The organism is Paenibacillus sp. FSL R7-0273 (assembly GCF_000758625.1).
Lineage (GTDB): Bacteria > Bacillota > Bacilli > Paenibacillales > Paenibacillaceae > Paenibacillus_AQ.
The window spans coordinates 4,776,773-4,794,563 of the sequence record NZ_CP009283.1; the positions used below are offsets into that span (position 1 = coordinate 4,776,773).

General features: G+C 51.5%; 22 protein-coding genes. All 22 read right to left on the reverse strand.

The annotated features are described in order from the left end of the window. Positions 1-3: 3 nt before the first annotated feature. The 22 genes from R70723_RS20580 to R70723_RS20680 all read right to left on the reverse strand — a co-directional run bounded on the left by R70723_RS20580 (position 4) and on the right by R70723_RS20680 (position 17,715). The gene (locus R70723_RS20580; RefSeq protein ID WP_039874948.1) at positions 4-873 is read right to left on the reverse strand and encodes a heptaprenyl diphosphate synthase component 1; all 870 of its coding nucleotides are present in this window, start codon (positions 871-873) and stop codon (positions 4-6) included. A 112-nt stretch (positions 874-985) separates the two neighbouring features. Then, the gene (locus R70723_RS20585; RefSeq protein WP_039874949.1) at positions 986-1,519 is read right to left on the reverse strand and encodes a hypothetical protein; all 534 of its coding nucleotides are present in this window, start codon (positions 1,517-1,519) and stop codon (positions 986-988) included. A gap of 107 nt (positions 1,520-1,626) precedes the next feature. Next, entirely contained in the window at positions 1,627-1,875 is a 249-nt protein-coding gene (gene mtrB, locus R70723_RS20590; protein ID WP_039874953.1) for a trp RNA-binding attenuation protein MtrB, read from the reverse strand. Positions 1,876-1,994: 119 nt separating this feature from the next. Next, on the reverse strand, positions 1,995-2,267 hold the full coding sequence (locus tag R70723_RS20595; protein ID WP_039874954.1) for an HU family DNA-binding protein: 273 nt from the start codon (positions 2,265-2,267) through the stop codon (positions 1,995-1,997). Between the two features lie 296 nt (positions 2,268-2,563). Next, complete coding sequence (spoIVA, locus tag R70723_RS20600; protein ID WP_039874956.1) at positions 2,564-4,042, reverse strand: stage IV sporulation protein A; 1,479 nt, start codon at positions 4,040-4,042, stop codon at positions 2,564-2,566. A gap of 412 nt (positions 4,043-4,454) precedes the next feature. After that, positions 4,455-5,249 carry a DUF3939 domain-containing protein gene (locus R70723_RS20605; RefSeq protein ID WP_231574758.1) on the reverse strand — a complete coding sequence of 265 codons (795 nt, stop codon included), beginning with the start codon at positions 5,247-5,249 and terminating at the stop codon, positions 4,455-4,457. 28 nt (positions 5,250-5,277) lie between these two features. Then, positions 5,278-5,646, reverse strand: a complete 369-nt coding sequence (locus R70723_RS20610; RefSeq protein ID WP_039874958.1) for a 2Fe-2S iron-sulfur cluster-binding protein — start codon at positions 5,644-5,646, stop codon at positions 5,278-5,280. Beyond that, positions 5,643-6,266, reverse strand: a complete 624-nt coding sequence (locus tag R70723_RS31665; RefSeq protein WP_144027082.1) for a nucleotidyltransferase family protein — start codon at positions 6,264-6,266, stop codon at positions 5,643-5,645. Before R70723_RS31665 ends, R70723_RS20610 begins: the two co-directional genes overlap by 4 nt. Before the next feature lie 92 nt (positions 6,267-6,358). After that, positions 6,359-6,538: a DUF2768 family protein gene (locus R70723_RS20620; protein ID WP_039874959.1), complete on the reverse strand. Its 180-nt coding sequence runs from the start codon at positions 6,536-6,538 to the stop codon at positions 6,359-6,361. A gap of 162 nt (positions 6,539-6,700) precedes the next feature. Beyond that, a complete protein-coding gene (locus R70723_RS20625) occupies positions 6,701-6,976 on the reverse strand; it encodes a stage VI sporulation protein F (RefSeq protein WP_039874961.1) in 276 nt (91 codons plus the stop codon). A 66-nt stretch (positions 6,977-7,042) separates the two neighbouring features. After that, complete coding sequence (locus R70723_RS20630) at positions 7,043-8,083, reverse strand: NAD(P)H-dependent glycerol-3-phosphate dehydrogenase (protein ID WP_039874962.1); 1,041 nt, start codon at positions 8,081-8,083, stop codon at positions 7,043-7,045. Then, positions 8,076-8,693 carry a glycerol-3-phosphate 1-O-acyltransferase PlsY gene (gene plsY, locus R70723_RS20635; protein ID WP_039874965.1) on the reverse strand — a complete coding sequence of 206 codons (618 nt, stop codon included), beginning with the start codon at positions 8,691-8,693 and terminating at the stop codon, positions 8,076-8,078. The genes R70723_RS20630 and plsY overlap by 8 nt, the downstream gene beginning before the upstream one ends. A 12-nt stretch (positions 8,694-8,705) precedes the next feature. Further along, positions 8,706-10,031 (reverse strand): ribosome biogenesis GTPase Der, encoded by a 1,326-nt coding sequence (gene der, locus R70723_RS20640; RefSeq protein ID WP_039874968.1) that lies wholly within the window; start codon positions 10,029-10,031, stop codon positions 8,706-8,708. A 198-nt stretch (positions 10,032-10,229) separates the two neighbouring features. After that, complete coding sequence (gene rpsA / locus R70723_RS20645) at positions 10,230-11,543, reverse strand: 30S ribosomal protein S1 (RefSeq protein ID WP_039874970.1); 1,314 nt, start codon at positions 11,541-11,543, stop codon at positions 10,230-10,232. 167 nt (positions 11,544-11,710) lie between these two features. Further along, positions 11,711-12,298, reverse strand: a complete 588-nt coding sequence (locus R70723_RS20650; RefSeq protein ID WP_039874973.1) for a lysophospholipid acyltransferase family protein — start codon at positions 12,296-12,298, stop codon at positions 11,711-11,713. After that, positions 12,295-13,005, reverse strand: a complete 711-nt coding sequence (gene cmk / locus R70723_RS20655) for a (d)CMP kinase (protein WP_039874976.1) — start codon at positions 13,003-13,005, stop codon at positions 12,295-12,297. The genes R70723_RS20650 and cmk overlap by 4 nt, the downstream gene beginning before the upstream one ends. A gap of 184 nt (positions 13,006-13,189) precedes the next feature. After that, positions 13,190-13,843 carry a flagellar brake protein gene (locus R70723_RS20660; RefSeq protein ID WP_179088055.1) on the reverse strand — a complete coding sequence of 218 codons (654 nt, stop codon included), beginning with the start codon at positions 13,841-13,843 and terminating at the stop codon, positions 13,190-13,192. A gap of 159 nt (positions 13,844-14,002) precedes the next feature. Further along, positions 14,003-15,364: a germination protein YpeB gene (gene ypeB / locus R70723_RS20665; RefSeq protein WP_039874978.1), complete on the reverse strand. Its 1,362-nt coding sequence runs from the start codon at positions 15,362-15,364 to the stop codon at positions 14,003-14,005. A 115-nt stretch (positions 15,365-15,479) separates the two neighbouring features. Next, a complete protein-coding gene (locus R70723_RS33805; RefSeq protein WP_179088056.1) occupies positions 15,480-15,626 on the reverse strand; it encodes a hypothetical protein in 147 nt (48 codons plus the stop codon). Between the two features lie 77 nt (positions 15,627-15,703). Continuing rightward, positions 15,704-16,399, reverse strand: coding sequence for a glutamic-type intramembrane protease PrsW (gene prsW / locus R70723_RS20670; RefSeq protein ID WP_039874980.1), 696 nt, complete (start codon positions 16,397-16,399; stop codon positions 15,704-15,706). A gap of 94 nt (positions 16,400-16,493) precedes the next feature. Further along, positions 16,494-17,108, reverse strand: coding sequence for a genetic competence negative regulator (locus R70723_RS20675; protein ID WP_039874982.1), 615 nt, complete (start codon positions 17,106-17,108; stop codon positions 16,494-16,496). Positions 17,109-17,337: 229 nt separating this feature from the next. Then, entirely contained in the window at positions 17,338-17,715 is a 378-nt protein-coding gene (locus R70723_RS20680) for a hypothetical protein (protein WP_039874986.1), read from the reverse strand. Positions 17,716-17,791: the final 76 nt, after the last annotated feature.

The window sequence follows — 17,791 nt, forward strand, 5'->3', positions numbered from 1 at the left end:
TCTTTACCCCTCCACGGCTGCTTGTCCGGAAATTTTCATCTGCAGGAGAAAACAGTCCAGAGCAGTGCTGAGCTCACTGATCAGATGCTCGTCCTTAATACCCTGTAGCAGTCCTTGAATGGACTGAACCGACTGGTGAAGCCTGTCGGTCAGCAGGGTGTCACACTTATATTTCATTTTGAGCTTTTTCCAGTCCTTTAGGTCCAGCTCACGGCTCTGCAGCAGTATCTTCTCTTCTTCTGCAGCACCTTCCATTATCCTCCAGTAACTATACCCGTCACGTGCCGACACCGGATCATTTCCGCGCCGCAGCTCAGAGCACACCATTTCACAAAGACTGTATTCAGCGAGCAGCTGCTCCCATACACCGGCAAGCTCCTCCCGGATAAGCGGTGTAAAAGAAAGAAACAGCCGCATGTTCAGCTGTACCGAATGCCGCAGGTATTGTTCCGAGGAGAGCAGCTGCTCCTCCATCTTGCTGTATAGCCGCGCCTTCAGCACATTAAAATCAGCAATGGCCGAGCTGAGCGTGCCCACCATCCCGATCTGGCCGTTCTTGGCCAGGAGGTGGTAGAACCAGCTGCTGAAGTAATCGCCGGCCAGCACCTTGAGCTGCCGGGACCGCATCGGGTCGCTGGCCGGGTTATCACTCACATGCTCTATGCTCTCATGCGTGTCAAGAGCAAGCTGCACAAGTCCTGTAACCAATGTATAAAGCTCCTTGTTACGGTCTTCACCCGCACTCCCGTAACTCAGAAAAATATATAACAAATGACTGCGCCCGTCTGAAAACGGCGGCAATTCCGTATGCCGCTGAATCATGTCGTAGTCTGTGTAGGGTTTAGCTAATTGCGGTATGCGGTACGGTTTCATTTCAGCCTCCGGAGCCATTGACGTTATTACAATATCTTTGTTCACAATCTTGTCTATTATATCACATGTTTTTTTGTCACGCACTTGGAGTATCTAGTTTCTTTTACCCACTTCAGGGATAAATGAACTGCTTCCGCCACAGCTCACTTTCACTTATCCGGAAGCCTTCCTTGAGGACGTCAGGCAGCGGCCTGTTCCCTGTCTCCTGCAGCAGCTGCTGAAGCTGCTGCGACCATTCGCCGCGGCGGATGTCACCGGCCAGCAGCAGCCGGCGGCTGTCCAGCCACCTGTCCTCAGCAATAATCCGCAGCAGCAGCTGATTGACGTTGTCCGTATCCTCAAAGGCAAAAGAAATGGCCAGTGCCATATTACGGTATAGCTCTTCCGGCTCATGTTCGTTACCGGTTACCTTAAGATCCAGCGAAAGCACCCCGTTTTTCCAGCCGACGCTTCCAATAACCAGGCTGAAGGGCAGGCCGCTCATCGTATCCACGATATTATCCTCTGCAAGCGCAGCTCCTCCGCCGCCAAGCGTCACTGCCGCATGCTGCGGCAATGCAGGCTCCAGAGCAGCCAGCTGCGGCATAATTACAGCAGAAGCAGCAGTCACCAGCAATACCGTTCCGATCAGCCAGCCCCGGTTCATAGCCTGCCCCCTTATCCATAGTATCCGCCAAGCCGTGACATTATACGAATATTACTAATGGCCCATATCTAGTTATATTTTGAAAAAAAGCAGGCTATGCCTGCTTTTCAGCTTTCACTTTCAAGTTGTCCGTGCTTGCTCCAAATTTCTGCTTTACCGCGGATTTTCATTGCTGAGGTATGATCAGTAAACTGGGCAATGAGAACCTCGCCTTTATCCAGCTTCTCCGTATGGTGAAACCGTGTGTCCAGACCACGGGTGAGGCCGATTACCTGAACACCGTTTTCTTTGGCCTTTACCACAATGTATTCACTGCCTGAAGGTGCCGGGCTCCCGCCGCTATTCTTCTCAGTCATGGTTGATCCTCCTAAAAGTGTGATAACTCCGGTGAATCCTCTTCGGAAAAACAAATGCCGCCTTGAAGGGCGGCATCGTTATGACTCGGAAAGACTATAGGATCGATATGTAGAAATCTCTATTTGATTCCGTCTTTGAGCGCTTTACCTGGTTTGAAAGCAGGTACTTTGCTGGAAGGAATATCGATTTCTTCACCAGTTTGCGGGTTGCGGCCTTTACGTGCGGAACGTTCGCGCACTTCAAAGTTTCCGAAGCCAACCAGCTGAACCTTGTCACCGCTCTGCAGGGCATTAGTGATTGCTTCGAAAACGGCGTCTACCGCTTTAGTAGCATCCTTCTTGGGAAGTTCAGTTGCTTCTGTAACCACGTTGATCAAATCTGATTTATTCATGTCTTCTCACCTCCCTGGGTAAATTTCCGGTATCATACACTCTTTCCGTTTCAACGCAAAATATACGTGATAATCCCGTTAATTACTAGATACTGGCGCCTCTTTCCTAGAAGCGCAACAAACTTATAGTAATACAGCCCACCCATAATTTCAAGGCGTTACTCAAAAAAGGAGCAGAAAGTAGCATTTCAATGGGCCTCCCACCCTGAAATGATAGACTAATAATGTTAGATTCTTCTATGGGTGCACAAAAAAGAGAGCGGATCGCTCCGCCCTCCTGTCTGCCTATATTTATTCTATAAAATAATGGCGATAAGTCCGCCCGAGCCCTCATTGATGATCCGTCCAAGCGTTTCCTGCAGCTTGTAGCGGGCATTGTCCGGCATCATGGCGATCTTGCCCTGAATACCCTCACGCACAATGGAGTGCAGCGAGCGGCCGAAAATATCGGACTCCCAGATTTTGATCGGGTCGTTCTCGAAATCCTGCATCAGGTAGCGCACCAGTTCTTCACTCTGCTTCTCCGTACCGATGATCGGCGAGAATTCCGACTCCACATCCACACGGATCATATGAATGGACGGCGCTGTCGCTTTTAGCCGGACTCCGAAGCGGGAGCCCTGACGGATCAGCTCCGGCTCATCAAGGGCCATTTCAGCCAGCGACGGGGCAGCGATGCCGTATCCGGTTGTTTTAACCATCTCCAGCGCTTCGGAGAAGCGGTCATACTCACGCTTGGCATGCGAGAAATCCTGCATCAGCTGCAGCAGATGATCCTTGCCGCGGATCTCGACACCGACCACTTCCATCAGCACCTGGTCATACAGCTCCTCCGGTGCGTACAGGTCAATTTCCGCCACGCCCTGGCCCATGTTCATCCCGCTGAGGCCTGCACGGTCAATGAAGTCGTATTCGGTAAACTGGGCCACCAGACGGTCCACATCCCGCAGGCGGCGGATATCTTTTACTGTATCACGGACAGAGTTCTCATAAGCACTGCGCAGCCAGTGGTTTTCTCCAAGCACCATTACCCAGCTCGGCAGATTGACATTGACTTCATGTACAGGGAACTCATAGAGCACTTCACGCAGTACACCGGTTACGTCATCCTCCGACATATTGGCGGCACTGAGCGTCATTACCGGGATATCATATTTGGCAGCCAGCTCACCGCGGAGCTGCTGGGTCTCCTCACTGCGCGGCCGGGTGGAGTTGATCACGAGCACAAACGGCTTGCCGACCTCCTTCAGCTCAGCAATTACACGCTCTTCTGAGTCAATGTAGGAGTGCCGCGGAATTTCGGCGATCGTACCATCCGTAGTTACCACTACACCCAGAGTGGAATGCTCCTGAATGACCTTGCGGGTGCCGATTTCCGCCGCTTCCTGGAAAGGAATCGGCTCCTCAAACCACGGGGTGGAAATCATGCGCGGGCCGTTTTCATCCTCATAGCCCTTGGCGCCCTCAACAGCGTATCCTACACAGTCAACCAGCCTTACATTTACTTCAAGGCCTTCCGCAACCTTGATCTGCACCGCGTTGTTCGGCACAAATTTCGGCTCGGTTGTCATGATTGTTTTGCCTGCTGCGCTCTGAGGCAGTTCATCCACAGCTCTTACCCGGTCTGCTTCGCTCGTAATGTTCGGCAGAACAATCGTCTCCATGAAGCGCTTAATGAATGTCGATTTTCCCGTGCGAACCGCGCCGACGACGCCAAGATAAATGTCTCCGCCGGTACGCTCGGCAATGTCCTTGAAAATATCCACTTTTTCCAAAAGAGATCCCCTCCTCATATTACTCCGAAGAAAAAATGCCTGAAGAGCATCGACTTCGCGTTCCGCCGGTAAACGGACCCTTGCAGGACATCCACCGGACTTTGGCATTGCCCGCCAGGGAGCCTAGCCTGCCTAAGCGGAACATTCTTGCCCCGCGCTAAACTCCGAATGCTCGGACATGCATTTGGACTAGTATCATCATATGTATCCGGAACGGATTTATGACCCGCAGCTGCGCATTTTATGCAGGAATTTCACACGCGTCAGCAATTGCGCAGAGAAAGGGCGTCACGATGCCCGGAAACCTTCTCATCCAGCATATGAACGGGATTCAGGAGATAGAACTTACCGGATTGCCTTATAGATTCGGAAAATAAAAAAGCCTCCCTGGTTAAGGAGGCCTTGGGCGCAGTTATGGATGATCCTCAGGCTGCGGAACAGGTTCGCCGCTGAGCCACAGATAAGGCAGGGATTTGACAGGCACATAATAGGAGACGTCCTCAAGCATTGTCCGTAAATCCGCGTCTGCTCCGGGGGTGGAGCCGCTATTCCGCACAGCAGTCATAATATCAGACGCATAATCTACAAATACATTGCCGCTATCGTCCATCATGAACTCAAGCGGCTGACCGGAATAGACACTGCTGAGTGTGATAGCAGAGATCCCCGCCGCCTTGTCTTCAACAGCATATAGCCCGGGGTACAGCTCTTCTCCTGCCGGGAGGCGGCCCCCGTGAGCAGACTTATAGCGGTTCACCTGCCGCTGGACATCATTTACCAGCTGCACTGTGACCAGATCCATCAGCTTCACTACAGGCAATGTTTCTTCATCCAGCAGAAGGAAATAGAAATTCCCACCCTGCTCAAATGAAGCGGACGGAATTTCATCCAGATACCCCTGACGATTGAGCTTCTCCAGGTCAATCACAAACTTCTCATAACGCGGAGTATCCGCTGTACTGTTCAGAATGGGCAATAACCCTTCCTGCTGCCGGTAATCATCAACAGCAGCCTGTACCCGTCTGACGCTCTCTCTGCTGCCGTTTCCCGGCTGCTGCTGTTCCTTTGGATACATACAGCCTGCCATGACACATAGCAGCAATACTGCCGCCGTCAGCCGCAGACTGGCCGATGAGACATTCCCCTTCCGTCTGTTGTTACCGACTGCCTTCACCTCCCGTTTAATCAACAGTTGCTGTACTATCAATTCTGTTAATCCGCCGGCACTGCCCTTTCTACCACAGCTCGTCCATTCCGCCGCGCCGTGCAGCTTCGAGCCTGCGCCTTACGGCAGCCTTGAGCGGATCTTCCGGTACAGTGACACTCAGATCAGCCCATACCGCGGTCTGGCAAGCCAGACGTATGCCCTGCTCCAGCAGGCTGCCGAGCTTGCGGCGCTCAATGTCCTCAGGCGGGCGGACAGCTCCGGCCTCCTCTGCTCCGACGGTCACTTTGCACATCATGCAGGCGGCTTTACCGCCGCAGCGGGTCGGCAGGACTACGCCGGCTTTGCGGGCAGCCTCCAGTATGGTTGTGCCTTGCTTAACTGCAGCCTGGCGGCCGCCCGGCTGAAAAGTAACGGTAATTCCTTTTTGCGGTTTCATCGTGCAGTTTCCTTCCTGAATTCTGTTTCCAGCGGCTGCCGCAGCAGTCCGTACAGCTCCGCCCGGCAGGAGGGGGCAAGCTCGTTCCGGTCTGCCAGCTCGTTCAGCAGGGGAACATGCAGCTGAAGGCTGCTGTGCATCCTGCCGGCGATAGCACGGCACCGCTCCATTCTTCCTCGCAGCATATTAAACAGCAGCTCGTGTGCTAGCGGCATAAGCCGGATCAGGCATAGACTGTCAATCCGGCTGACTGGGGCATGGTTGAGCAGCATATGTATATCCGCTGCATAACCGAAGGGCGGAATCCCCATCCGGAAGCCGCATACCAGCTCAACCTTCATCCCGTCCACCACATACCGGCTGCGCCTTGAGTAGCAATTGCCGCTGTAATCCTCTTCCGGCCCCTCATCTGCCGAATAGCAGCTAAGCGCCTGATGCAGCAGCCCTGCATCCTCCAGATCAGCGTATAGATCTATATCAGACGGCGGTTTATCCAGCGGCACATTATGCAGCAGCAGAGCACAGCTCCCTCCCAGCAGCCAGACCGGCGGCTTCTCCAGCCCGCCCACATCCAGTGCTTCCGCAATCCTCCTGAGTGCTGACTCGTATAAGTAAGACATCCCTGCCCCCGTCATCTGAGCACGCCCCATTCCTGAGTAATCGGTAACCGATTGTTCCAGAAACACATCTGACTGAGCCCGGTTGTAAATGCTTACATTATTGAAGCCGCTCCGCTGAGCAGACCGACCAGCATTACGACAAACGCGATGACGGATAACACGGCTCTGAGCAGCCCCTTAGTTCTGCTGCGCGCAAACGTGATCAGAAATACGGATACTCCCATAATCAGTATCGCAATTAGTGATAACCACATCTTCGTCATCGGATCCATAGCCGCCCGAGCCTCCTGCCGCTTGTATTGAATTGCAAATATTATAGCATGAACATCAGGTCCCGAAACCTATAAAGTGCTGTCTGCAGCAAAAAAAAAGCAAAAAAGCCGGAATCTGCAAGACTCCGGCTTCTGCTCTTTGAATGCATCAAAGAGATGGCACTATTTTTTCATAAGCATTTTCATTAAAGACTCCATTGTGCCGGAACCTGTGCCGCCTTTTTTGACCGTATTCACGATTTCCTGCACGGTAGCCTCAGTAACCGGCACTTTGGCCATTGCGGATACCTGCTTGATCAGCTGGCGGAGCTGGGCCTCATTCTGTGTGGTTCCCGGCTTCACCGTGCTTGCGAGCTTCTTAACAGCACCCGGTGTGATATTCTTGCCCGTTTTTTTGTTGATAGCATTCAGGGCATCCTTGGAAAAATCTCTGTTCACTCTTCTTCCCTCCTCCGTCAATCCCCACTACAACATATGAGAATATCCGGCAAAAGGTGAACAATCTCAGGAATGCCACTGCTCCCAGGTTTCCTGCGAAATAGCTTCCATCTCCGTTTTGCGGTCACGGCCCATCAAGGCTTCCACCGCATTGCGCGGTGTTCTGCCCTTAAACAGCACATGGTAAATCTGATCCGTTATCGGCATCTGTACGCCCAATTTCACCGAAATGGCATAGGCCGCCTCTGTCGTCCGGATTCCTTCAACAACCATGCCCATCGATTCCAGCACCTCAGCAAGCGGCTTGCCCTGTCCCAGCATCGAGCCTGCACGCCAGTTACGGCTATGACGGCTGGTTGCGGTTACCACAAGGTCACCGAGTCCGGCAAGCCCGGAGAAGGTCAGCGGATTCGCTCCTAGCTCGACTCCGACACGGGAAATCTCGGCAAGCCCGCGGGTGAGAAGTGCTGCCTTGGCATTATCACCGAAGCCCAGACCATCGGAAAGGCCTGCACCAAGAGCGATGATATTCTTGAGCGCTCCTGCCAGCTCAACACCGAGCTGATCGCGGTTGGTATACACGCGGAAATCGTTATTGATGAACAGTCCCTGTGCAGTGACCGCACGTGCTTCATCTGCAGAAGCAACAACCACGGTTGTCGGACAGAGGCGGACGACCTCCTCAGCATGGCTCGGCCCGGAGAGGACAACGATCTCTCCCTCCTTGCAACCCAGCTCCTCGGAAATAACCGTAGACATCCGTTTCATGGTTTCCGTCTCGAAGCCTTTGGTGGCATGAATGCAGAGCATATCATCCTTCCAGTAAGGCTTCAGGCTGCGCGCTACCTGGCGCATACCGGAGGAAGGCGAAACAATGACTACCGCCTTGGAGCCGGCGGCTGCCTGTTCCATATCCGTTGTGGCAATGATATTCTCAGGCAGGCGGATGCCCGGCAAAAAGTGTTCATTCGTGTGGTGTTCATTGATCTCGGCAGCTTGTTCGGGCCTGCGTGTCCAAAGATAAACTTCCTTGTGATTAGCCGCCAGCACAGATGCCAGTGCAGTTCCCCAGCTGCCTGCAACCAGCACAGTTACTTTATCAGACAACACGATTCCCCTCCTTGGCTTTGGAGCCGATTTTGTTCTCTTTTCCCTGTGAGAGCTTGACGATATTGCTGCGGTGCCGCCAGAAGGCAAAGACTGCGATGATTAGACTGCCCCACAGCTCGGGGGTTGTATAATCGGCAAACAGCAGAAATACCGGAGTCAGCGCTACAAAAATCAGGGAACCAAGCGATACATAACGGGTAATGACAATAGCCAGAATAGCCAGGACGCCTGCAGCCAGCGCAGGCCAGAAGAACAGTGTCGCCATGACGCCGATTGCCGTAGCAACCCCCTTGCCCCCGCGGAAGTGGAAATATACCGGCCAGTTATGTCCGATAATGGCTGCAATCCCGCAGCCGACCGCAATCCAGCTTCCCCAGCCGCCGGCCCATGTTCCAAGCCAGACCGCACCAATTCCCTTCATTACGTCCAGAACAAGTACGAGTATAGCCGGTCCTTTTCCCAGCACCCTCAGTGTATTGGTTGCACCTGCATTGCCGCTTCCGTACTGGCGGATATCAATCCCCTTAAGCAGCCGGGCAAGCAGAACACTGAAGCTGACAGAGCCAAGCAAATAGCTTACAACGATAACCAGAAGTTCAAACGCCACTACACTTCTCCCCTAACTTTCGTTATCAGATTTACGCCGTGTAAAGAGACGGATCGGTGTGCCTTCGAAATTGAATGCCGCGCGGATTTTGTTCTCCAGATAACGTTCATAGGAGAAGTGCATCAGCGACGGATCATTTACAAACACCACAATCGTCGGCGGCTTCACGGCAACCTGGGTTACGTAGTTGATGCGCAGGCGGCGTCCTTTATCTGTTGGCGGCGGGTTAATCGCAACGGCATCAGATACCACATCGTTAACCAGATGGGTGGTAATCCGCAGAGCGTGCTGCTGTGCAACATGCTGCACGACCGGCAGCAGCTTCTGCAGGCGCTGCTTCGTTAATGCAGACAGGAACACAACCGGAGCATAGCTCATGAACAGGAAGTGATCACGGATTGTATTTTCAAAGTGCTGCATGGTCTTGTCGTCCTTTTCCACGACATCCCACTTGTTCACGACAAAGATAGAAGCCTTGCCCGCATCATGCGCATAACCGGCAATGTGCTTATCCTGATCGATGATGCCTTCCTGGCCGTTGATGACAACCAGTACCACATCCGCCCGTTCTATAGCGCGCATGGCGCGCATCACGCTGTATTTCTCTGTGCTTTCATAGACCTTTCCGCGCTTGCGCATACCCGCAGTATCGATCAGGACATATTTCTGGCCATCCCGTTCAAACGGCGTATCAATTGCATCGCGTGTAGTTCCGGCTACATCACTGACAATAACGCGCTCTTCGCCAAGAATGGCGTTGACCAGCGAGGACTTGCCTACGTTAGGCCGTCCGATCAGCGCAACGCGGATTACATCATCATCGTATTCTTCATCAGTCTTATCCGGCAGCTTCTCAACAACCGCATCCAGCAGATCGCCGACACCTGTACCATGGCTGCCGGAAATACCAATCGGATCGCCGATGCCGAGCCCGTAGAATTCATAGATATCATCTGCACGCTTCATATTGTCCACTTTATTAATGGCCAGAACAATCGGCTTGCCTGACCGGAACAGAATCTGTGCTACCTCTTCATCGGCATTTGTCAGTCCGCTCTTGGCCTCACACATAAAGATGATTACATCCGCTTCCTCAATAGCCAGCTCGGCCTGGACGCGGATGGACTTCAGGATGAAATCCTCACCGTCTACCTCAATCCCCCCGGTATCAATAACACTGAAGGATTTGCCGTTCCAATCGGAAATTCCATAAATCCGGTCACGGGTAATACCCGGTTTATCTTCTACAATGGCCAGCTTATCACCAATCAGCCTGTTAAATATCGTCGATTTGCCGACGTTAGGCCTGCCTACAATGGCCACAACGGGTCTTGCCATATTCATTCCTCCTGTCTTACTTACGTCTCTCATCATAGCAAAAAACAATTCAATTGGCTAACTCCATACAAACACAATCGGCGAACCCCCAAGTGAGGGCTCGCCGATTACTTTACCCGGTATAACACCACATATAAGAGCAGATAAGTTGCCTTATGCAGCATTCTTATATTGCAGTGTGAAGCTTAATGTAAGGGATTAGTTGTTGCCCTTGAATTTATCCAGCTTGTCACCGAAACGCTCAGCCAGTGTGAAGCTGAGGCCTTCGTTGCTAAGGGATACGTTAGGATTGTTCAGAACTTCTTTAGGAGCTCTGTCCTGTCTCTCTCTGCGTTCAGGTTTAGCCGTAGGAGCCGGAGCTTCTTCGGTTTCCTTGATGCTGAGGCTAACGCGCTTCTCGGATGGATTGAAGTCCAGAACCTTAACCTGTACCTCTTGTCCTTCCTTAAGCACTTCGTGCGGAGTGCCGATGTGCTTGTGGGAAATCTGGGAGATGTGCACAAGGCCTTCAACGCCTGGCAGCAGCTCAACAAATGCACCGAAGTTTACAAGGCGTTTAACTTCGCCTGTTACTACATCGCCGATGTTGATCTTGCCGGCAGCAGAATCCCAAGGACCTGGAGCAGCAGCTTTGATGCTGAGGCTGATTTTGCCCTTTTCAGGATCTACTTTAAGTACTTTAACCGTTACCTTGTCGCCTTCGGATACAACGTCGGATGGTTTCTCAACGTGGTTCCAGGCGATCTCGGATACGTGAACCAGACCGTCAACGCCGCCTACATCAACAAATGCGCCGAACTGGGTCAGACGTTGTACTGTACCTTCGATAACCTGTCCTTCAGTCAGCTCGGACATGATTTTCTGCTTGTTAGCTTCGAATTCTTCTTCCAGCACTTCTTTGGCGGAAAGAATAACCTTGCTGTTCTCGCGGTCCAGTTCTTTTACTTTAACGCGGAGTGTGCGGCCTTTGTAGTCGCTGAAATCTTCTACGAAGTGACGCTCAACCATGGAAGCCGGAATAAATCCGCGCGCGCCGACATCAGCTACAAGACCGCCTTTAACAACATCAGCGACTGTAACTTCGATCACTTCCTGGGAAGCAAAATACTTCTCCAGATCTTCCCATGATTTTTCGCTGTCAATGGCACGTTTGGAGAGCACAAGGCTTTCCTTGTTGTCGTTGACGCTTACTACTTTGCATTCCACTTCTTGTCCTACTTCAACTGCTGCTGCAGCGTTGTCAAGCTGTACGGAAGAAAGTTCGCGAATCGGAATCACACCGTCGTATTTATATCCAATGCTTACATAAGCTTGGTTATCTTCGATTTTGACGATTGTTCCTTTCACGGTATCGCCTTTTTTCACAGAAATGATTTCCAAACCTTCTTGGCTAGTCACTTCTTCTTCGTTGCTAGCAGCAGGTGCAGCGGTTTCCACAGCTTCTGTTGCTTCCACAGCTTCGTTGTTCTCAACATTAGCTGCAGCTTCCTGATTTTTAATTTCTTCAGACATGTGATTACCCTCCTCGATTCAAAACCCCATTTATTTAAACCCGCGTATAGCAGGGTTCAAAACAATCAATACATGTATACCATTTCAGTATTACGTTAGTATGTTCCAAAAATTAGCGGTTATGCCGTTAATCCACAGCAGCATCAGAAAGCTTAACCGGATTGCTATTATCTGGCGCTGGGCCTGCCGGTCTGAATCATCTCATGAATCCGTCCCATGATAACATCGGTAACCTCTTCTAGAGACTCGCTGCCCGCCCCGTCAAAGGCGCTCAGGTCAATAGGCTGCCCGTAGATGACAGTCATCCGCCGGAAAGGCTTGTAGGACCCGACGATAGCGGCCGGAACAACTGCTGCCCCGCTGCGGAGTGCAAAGCTTGCTGCACCCTTCTTCGCCACACCGGTATCAGAGTTGCGTGTTCCTTCCGGGAAGATGCCCATAACATGTCCGCCGCGAAGCGTATTAAGGGCCGTTTTAATGGATTCTTTGCTTACGCCGCCACGTTTGACCGGAAAAGCGCCCAGCTTGCCGATAAGCCAGCCCAACACCGGGACTGCAAACAGCTCAGCTTTAGCCATATACTTAACCTGACGTTCCAGCTTAATCCCGATCGTCATCGGATCGAGCAGGCTGATGTGGTTCGCGCAGAGCAGCACTCCGCCCTCCTTTGGCACATTTTCTCTCCCTACAATCTTAAGCGGGAATAAGATGGCATAAATCAAGCGAAGCAATCCACGGCAAAATACATAAATCATGAATGATTTCTCTCCCCGTCAACGTGAGATCTGCAGTGGGAGACAATGGCTTCCACGGCTTGATTGATATCCATAAAGGTCGTGTCCAGAAGAATGGCATCCTCTGCACGGCGCAGCGGCGAAATTTCCCGCCCTTCATCCAGACGGTCGCGTGCTGCAATATCGTGTTCAAGCTGTTCTAAAGTCACTGTTTCCGTATCCTTCAGCTCCTTGTAACGACGGAGAGCACGTTCCTCCACGCTTGCCGTCATGAAAATCTTCACTTCGGCATCCGGCAGCACGGTCGTACCAATGTCACGCCCGTCCATGACCACTCCCTTGCGGAGCGCCATCTGACGCTGCAGATGACTGAGTCTGTCGCGTACCCCTTCAAGCTTCGAGTATTGCGATACCTGGCCGCTGACCTGAAGACTCCGGATATGCGGGGTTACATCTTCCCCGCCCAGCAGCACCTTCTGCACATCTTCCTCCAGAATGAGCTCAATTACCATGTCCCGGACAATCCGGTTCACTTGAGTTTCATCCTCGGGTGGTATGCCTTCACGGAGCATATACCACGTAATAGCACGGTACATGGCACCGGTATCAACATAAATGTAAGAAAGCTTACGTGCTACCAATCGGGCAACAGTGCTCTTGCCTGCCCCAGCAGGTCCGTCGATGGCGACGTTAATTCTGTCGTAAGTATGTGTCCCCTGCCTGTCCAACGGGGCATTCCTCCTCAAACACTCATTCAGCCGAAATTCCGGCCGCTGCAGACCCCCAAGGAATCTGCTGATATTATCAAGAAAAAAGCAGGCATTGCCTGCGACTTATAAAATTATACCACAGTTTGGAACACAGTGCAAAACCGCATAAAGGGCTAACCGTGCAAAAAAACACAAAAAATCATCAGCGGTTACGGAAATCGAACTGGCGCTCGAAGCAATAACGGATAATCTTTTGCCGCTCCGCATCGGAAATTTCCGAATATTTCAGCATAACCAGATTGCGGCCGTTATCCAGCTCCTTCATCCGCACAATCTCCCCTTCGAAGTTCGCATGCTCGATGCTGCCGTTGCGGTATGGAAGGAGTATCCAGCAGCTCAGCTTGTCAGCCAGCGCGAATTTGACCTTACCGTCACTCAGGAAAGAGGTCCCCCCGCCTCCGACATCGTCAGTACGGACAAGTATGCGGCTGCCGAGCGAGTCCTTTACCGCCAGCTCAAGCTCTGCGTTTACACGCAGGAAGCTGCGGCGCTGGATTTTGAAGATATGCTCCTCTTCAGGCTTACGGATCCGGATCATCCGGATCACATCCTCCTTAAACCCGATGACATGAGTATTGAAATAATTTTTGATACCGCCCTCGGTCAGAAAATATACGGAGAGCTCATCTCCCATAAACAGCTTTTTCAGGCGTGCCTTGCCGATCTGCATCGGAATTTCAATCAGGAGGGCATCGTCCTCAATGTCAGCGATTCTGGATCTGTATTCATTCTCTGCTTCAGCCGCATCGCTGGAAGCTACCTGTATGTAAAGATGCTCATTAATTTTGGGATACAATCCGGTCACCGCCACAAGTTAGTAATTAATCATATTACCGATTATAGCACGGCCTTTTGACACCGGGTTAGTAAAACTTGCTGTACAGCCGGTCAAAATTTCAGACAGCAGAAGGAGGAGCACTCCCGCCGGAAGCACTCCTCCTCTAGCCTGCATATCTTATTGCTTGTCCTGTGCCCCCGAAGAGGTGCGCACCTCTTCGACAGCTTCCTCGTTTCCGTCAGCCGCATTCAGGTAGATCCGGTATTGGGAGCCGTTGATTTTTCCGCCGAATTCATAGGTCAGAAGCTCCACCGCATCCTCATTCTCGATCCAGGCCAGCCGGTGGTACAGCTCCCTGAATTCAGGATTCAGATGCTCTCTTACCTTCTCAACTGATAAGCCCGGCTCCGGAATCTCCCGCTTCTCCTGATGCTCCTTGGCATAATCACTGGCCTGGAAGCCTGTAGGCAATCCGGTATCCAGCCCGACGCGGACCGTTATTTTCTCCGGATAGATCAGCACTCCGTCCTGGCTGCTTACAAAGGTGAGATTACCCAGATTGTCATACCGGTCCGCATTGACAGCCGTCATGTCCGGGTACCCTTTTTTCGCGAGGAATTCACCGGATTTCTCCACCGCCTGCTCCATTGATACTTTGGCCTCCCCAACCTCGCGGTTGTCGTTATAGCCGATCAGCAGCCCGCCTTCTCTGGTGAAATTCATGGTAACCGGCTGCTTATGATCCGGACTCGTCACCGTAGCGGTATATGAGGCCCACTCGGTATCCTTCCCGTTTTCGCGGATGTCCACCTGTGCATTTCCGCCAGCGCCGGCAAGCTTCACTGCCTTGGCTCTGATATCTTCCGCAGTAACCGGCTTACCGCCGAGCTTTTTCACAGAACGTTTATCGTAAATACTCGCTACAGACGGGCCCCAGTCCAGCTCCGGGTAGGCCGCAACCCGCTTATCCACAGTCTTGAACCCGTCGATAATCGTGTTGTCTTCAGCCTTTTCCTCGGTCGCAAGCGCTGTTTCCACATCCATCCACCGCAGCTTGTTGCCGATAACCTTTTCCTGCACCTCCTGAAGATCCTTGGAAATCTCACCGGAGTTTTTGTAGAGCGCCATCAGATTGGCCATCTCCCCTTCAGTCAGCGGCTTCTTCGTAAAATCACGGACAGCGGCTTTGTAGGAAAAGTTGGATATCTTGGACAGAAACTCTTCAGTCTCACTAAAAGGCAGCAGCGTAAGCGGCAGCTGGTTAATCTCATTCTGCGCCTCACTTGTCAGCCTCCACACATTAACCAGACCTTTACGGTGCATCCCGTTAGAAGCGGAATTCACCGCCAGGGTATTCCCAAGCTCGCCGTGAAGCCGCTCCACATGATAGGACAGGTCATGAAAAGCACGCTGATACTGGTTCTCCGCTTTAATCAGAATCGAATTCTTCTCCTGGTTCTCCTGATATCCCCAAACGAGCGCTCCTACCAGCAGCAAGGTGGTAAGCGGGAACATTATGGCACTTAATCTTTTGTACATAGGGCTGCAAGACTCCTTTCAGTAGCTTATTGCCGTTAGTTTGACAATAACTGAGAAGAGTTATTCACCTTAACGGCCTCAAAATTAAAGAGATTACTTCCAGATGCTCGGGCGTTCAGGCCCGCTCCTCAATATCAAAGCCGGTGCTGCTGTTACAGAGGCACTGCTTAAAGCCGGTCTGAATGATTCCCTGCTCCTTGCTGCCTCTTAATATGTAGGATTCTCCACACTGCCTGCATACAATCCGAACCTTTACACGCAAAAAAAAGACACCCCCTCTCTTCTCTGGAATTCCTGCCTGCGGAACTTTCCGGGTAAGATAAAGTGTGTCCATCTTCTTTAGAGGTTAACCTCTTCCTCACGCTTCAAAAAACGGAACGGTGAACGGCTGTTAGCCCGCGCCACCTTCCCCATGCCGCCATACCACAATACCGCCATCAGAGGCACGATGAACCATATCCAGTAGTTGGTCATTGTGGCGAGGATAAAATCATATATTCCGTGCCATAACCAGGGCAGCAGCAAGGATACCAGCAGTATTCCTCTCGGCTTCTTGCCCTTGGTAAACTTGGCCCGGCCCATGTGATAGCCCATAATGACCCCGAACATCGCATGGCCGGATACCGGAAGCAGCGCCCTGATAAACATGGAGCCCAGCGAAGCATGGCTGTACCACGCATACATCACATTCTCAATTGTTGCAAAGCCGAGCGAAATCGCTACAGCGTATAGTATTCCATCATAAGGCTCGTCAAATTCGGTATGATTATAAATCATGTGGTACAGCACAAACCACTTGAGGCACTCCTCAACTCCTGCAGAAATCAGGAAGGAATCGACGTAAGCACCGCCGCCCAGCCCGAGCACCATGCCCCGCTGAATGATCATAACCGGAAAAACAATCAGCAGTCCAAGCAGAAATACCTTCAGGACAATATGCAGCGGCTCCTGGTCGTACTTGTCTTTCAGATAAAAAAAAGTCAGCAGCGCTAGTCCCGGTGCAACTGCCGACGTAATAACCGATAACAAAAGCACCGAGCTTTCCTCCCCCAAACTTTCACCTGTAGATCTGCTCCCTGTCATTCTGCAGAAAAAGGCCCGGTATATACCCAGGCCCGTTTATCCAAGCTTATTCCTGGCGTTTGAAATGCGTACACAGCAGCTGGACAGCATTCTCAGCCATTACTGTCTTACCGTATTCATCCAGTACAGCTTCTGTTACCGGGGACGAATCCCCGAATTCAGACAACACGGCAATCAGTCCTGTAAGCACGGCTTCTTCATACTCCTTAGGATCGAAGTAGAGATACCATTTATTATTATAAGAATACAGTTTTCCCTGGGAAGTAATATTGCCGATGAGTACATGTGCCGCTTCAACCAGAATCTCAAAATCGCGGAATGCATACACAATGGAGTCGCTTTGTTCGAGAGTAACTTCCATTTCGTAAATCTCTTCAGGCATTTCTTCTTCCCCGGCTCCACCGTACTGATGGTGATCATATTTCCCCCGGGTCACAATAACGACCATACCTTGCGCGGGCAACGCGAACACTTCCACGGCAAGCGGACCTGTAGCGTCAAAGCCAAGCTCACTGTACGCCTGATCCATCATCTCCGTAAAAAGGTCGTGCACCTTGGGAACTTCCTGCCACATATCTTCCTTCTGGATGCCCCGCTCGCTCAGGTCGTCAAAAGTGAGGAAAATCCGTATCTTATCTTGACCTAATCGCTCTATTCTCATGACAGGATCCTCCTTTTGCAAGCTCATTTAATATTAATGTATGATGAGTCCCGAGTAATGAGCCAAAAATGGTTACTATGTAAGTATGTTATCATTTTGGCGGAGTAAATGCACGCAAATAAATATATTTAATCATTCATTACCACGCCGCCGCTCGTCTGAATACAAAAAAAGAATCATTCTGAAGATGGAATCATCTCCAAAATGATTCTGAACGGCTTCCTTGCGGTTACAAACCGGGTATGACTGTATGCGTGTCCTTCAGAATCTGCTCCACTTCATGTTTTACTTCAGGATTTGTACGGATGAAATCCTTCAGCATGTTCAGGTTGGATTCCTTAGACTTTAAAATATCTTCATCCTTATGTCCGGTTTGCCCTGCGGTTTTATGCTCGGTCTTGGCTTCTTTGTCATGCGGGTCTGCAGCTGTGCTGCCGAACCCGGTCAGCGCCATACCCACAATCTTGTCCCGCGCTTTTTCACCGGCACCCTGAAGCTGTCCGCCCGGCTGCATCAGCGAGGACATCATGGCGCTGCGTTTTCTGGACATAATCATACTGGCGGCGGCACCAAGCACGACCCCGCACAGAAATGACGAAGTATTCATATCTCTAACCTCCTTGTATGGTAAAATCATGCTTAGTGTTCGCGGAAAGATTCCGGCTCATACAGCCAAACAACAA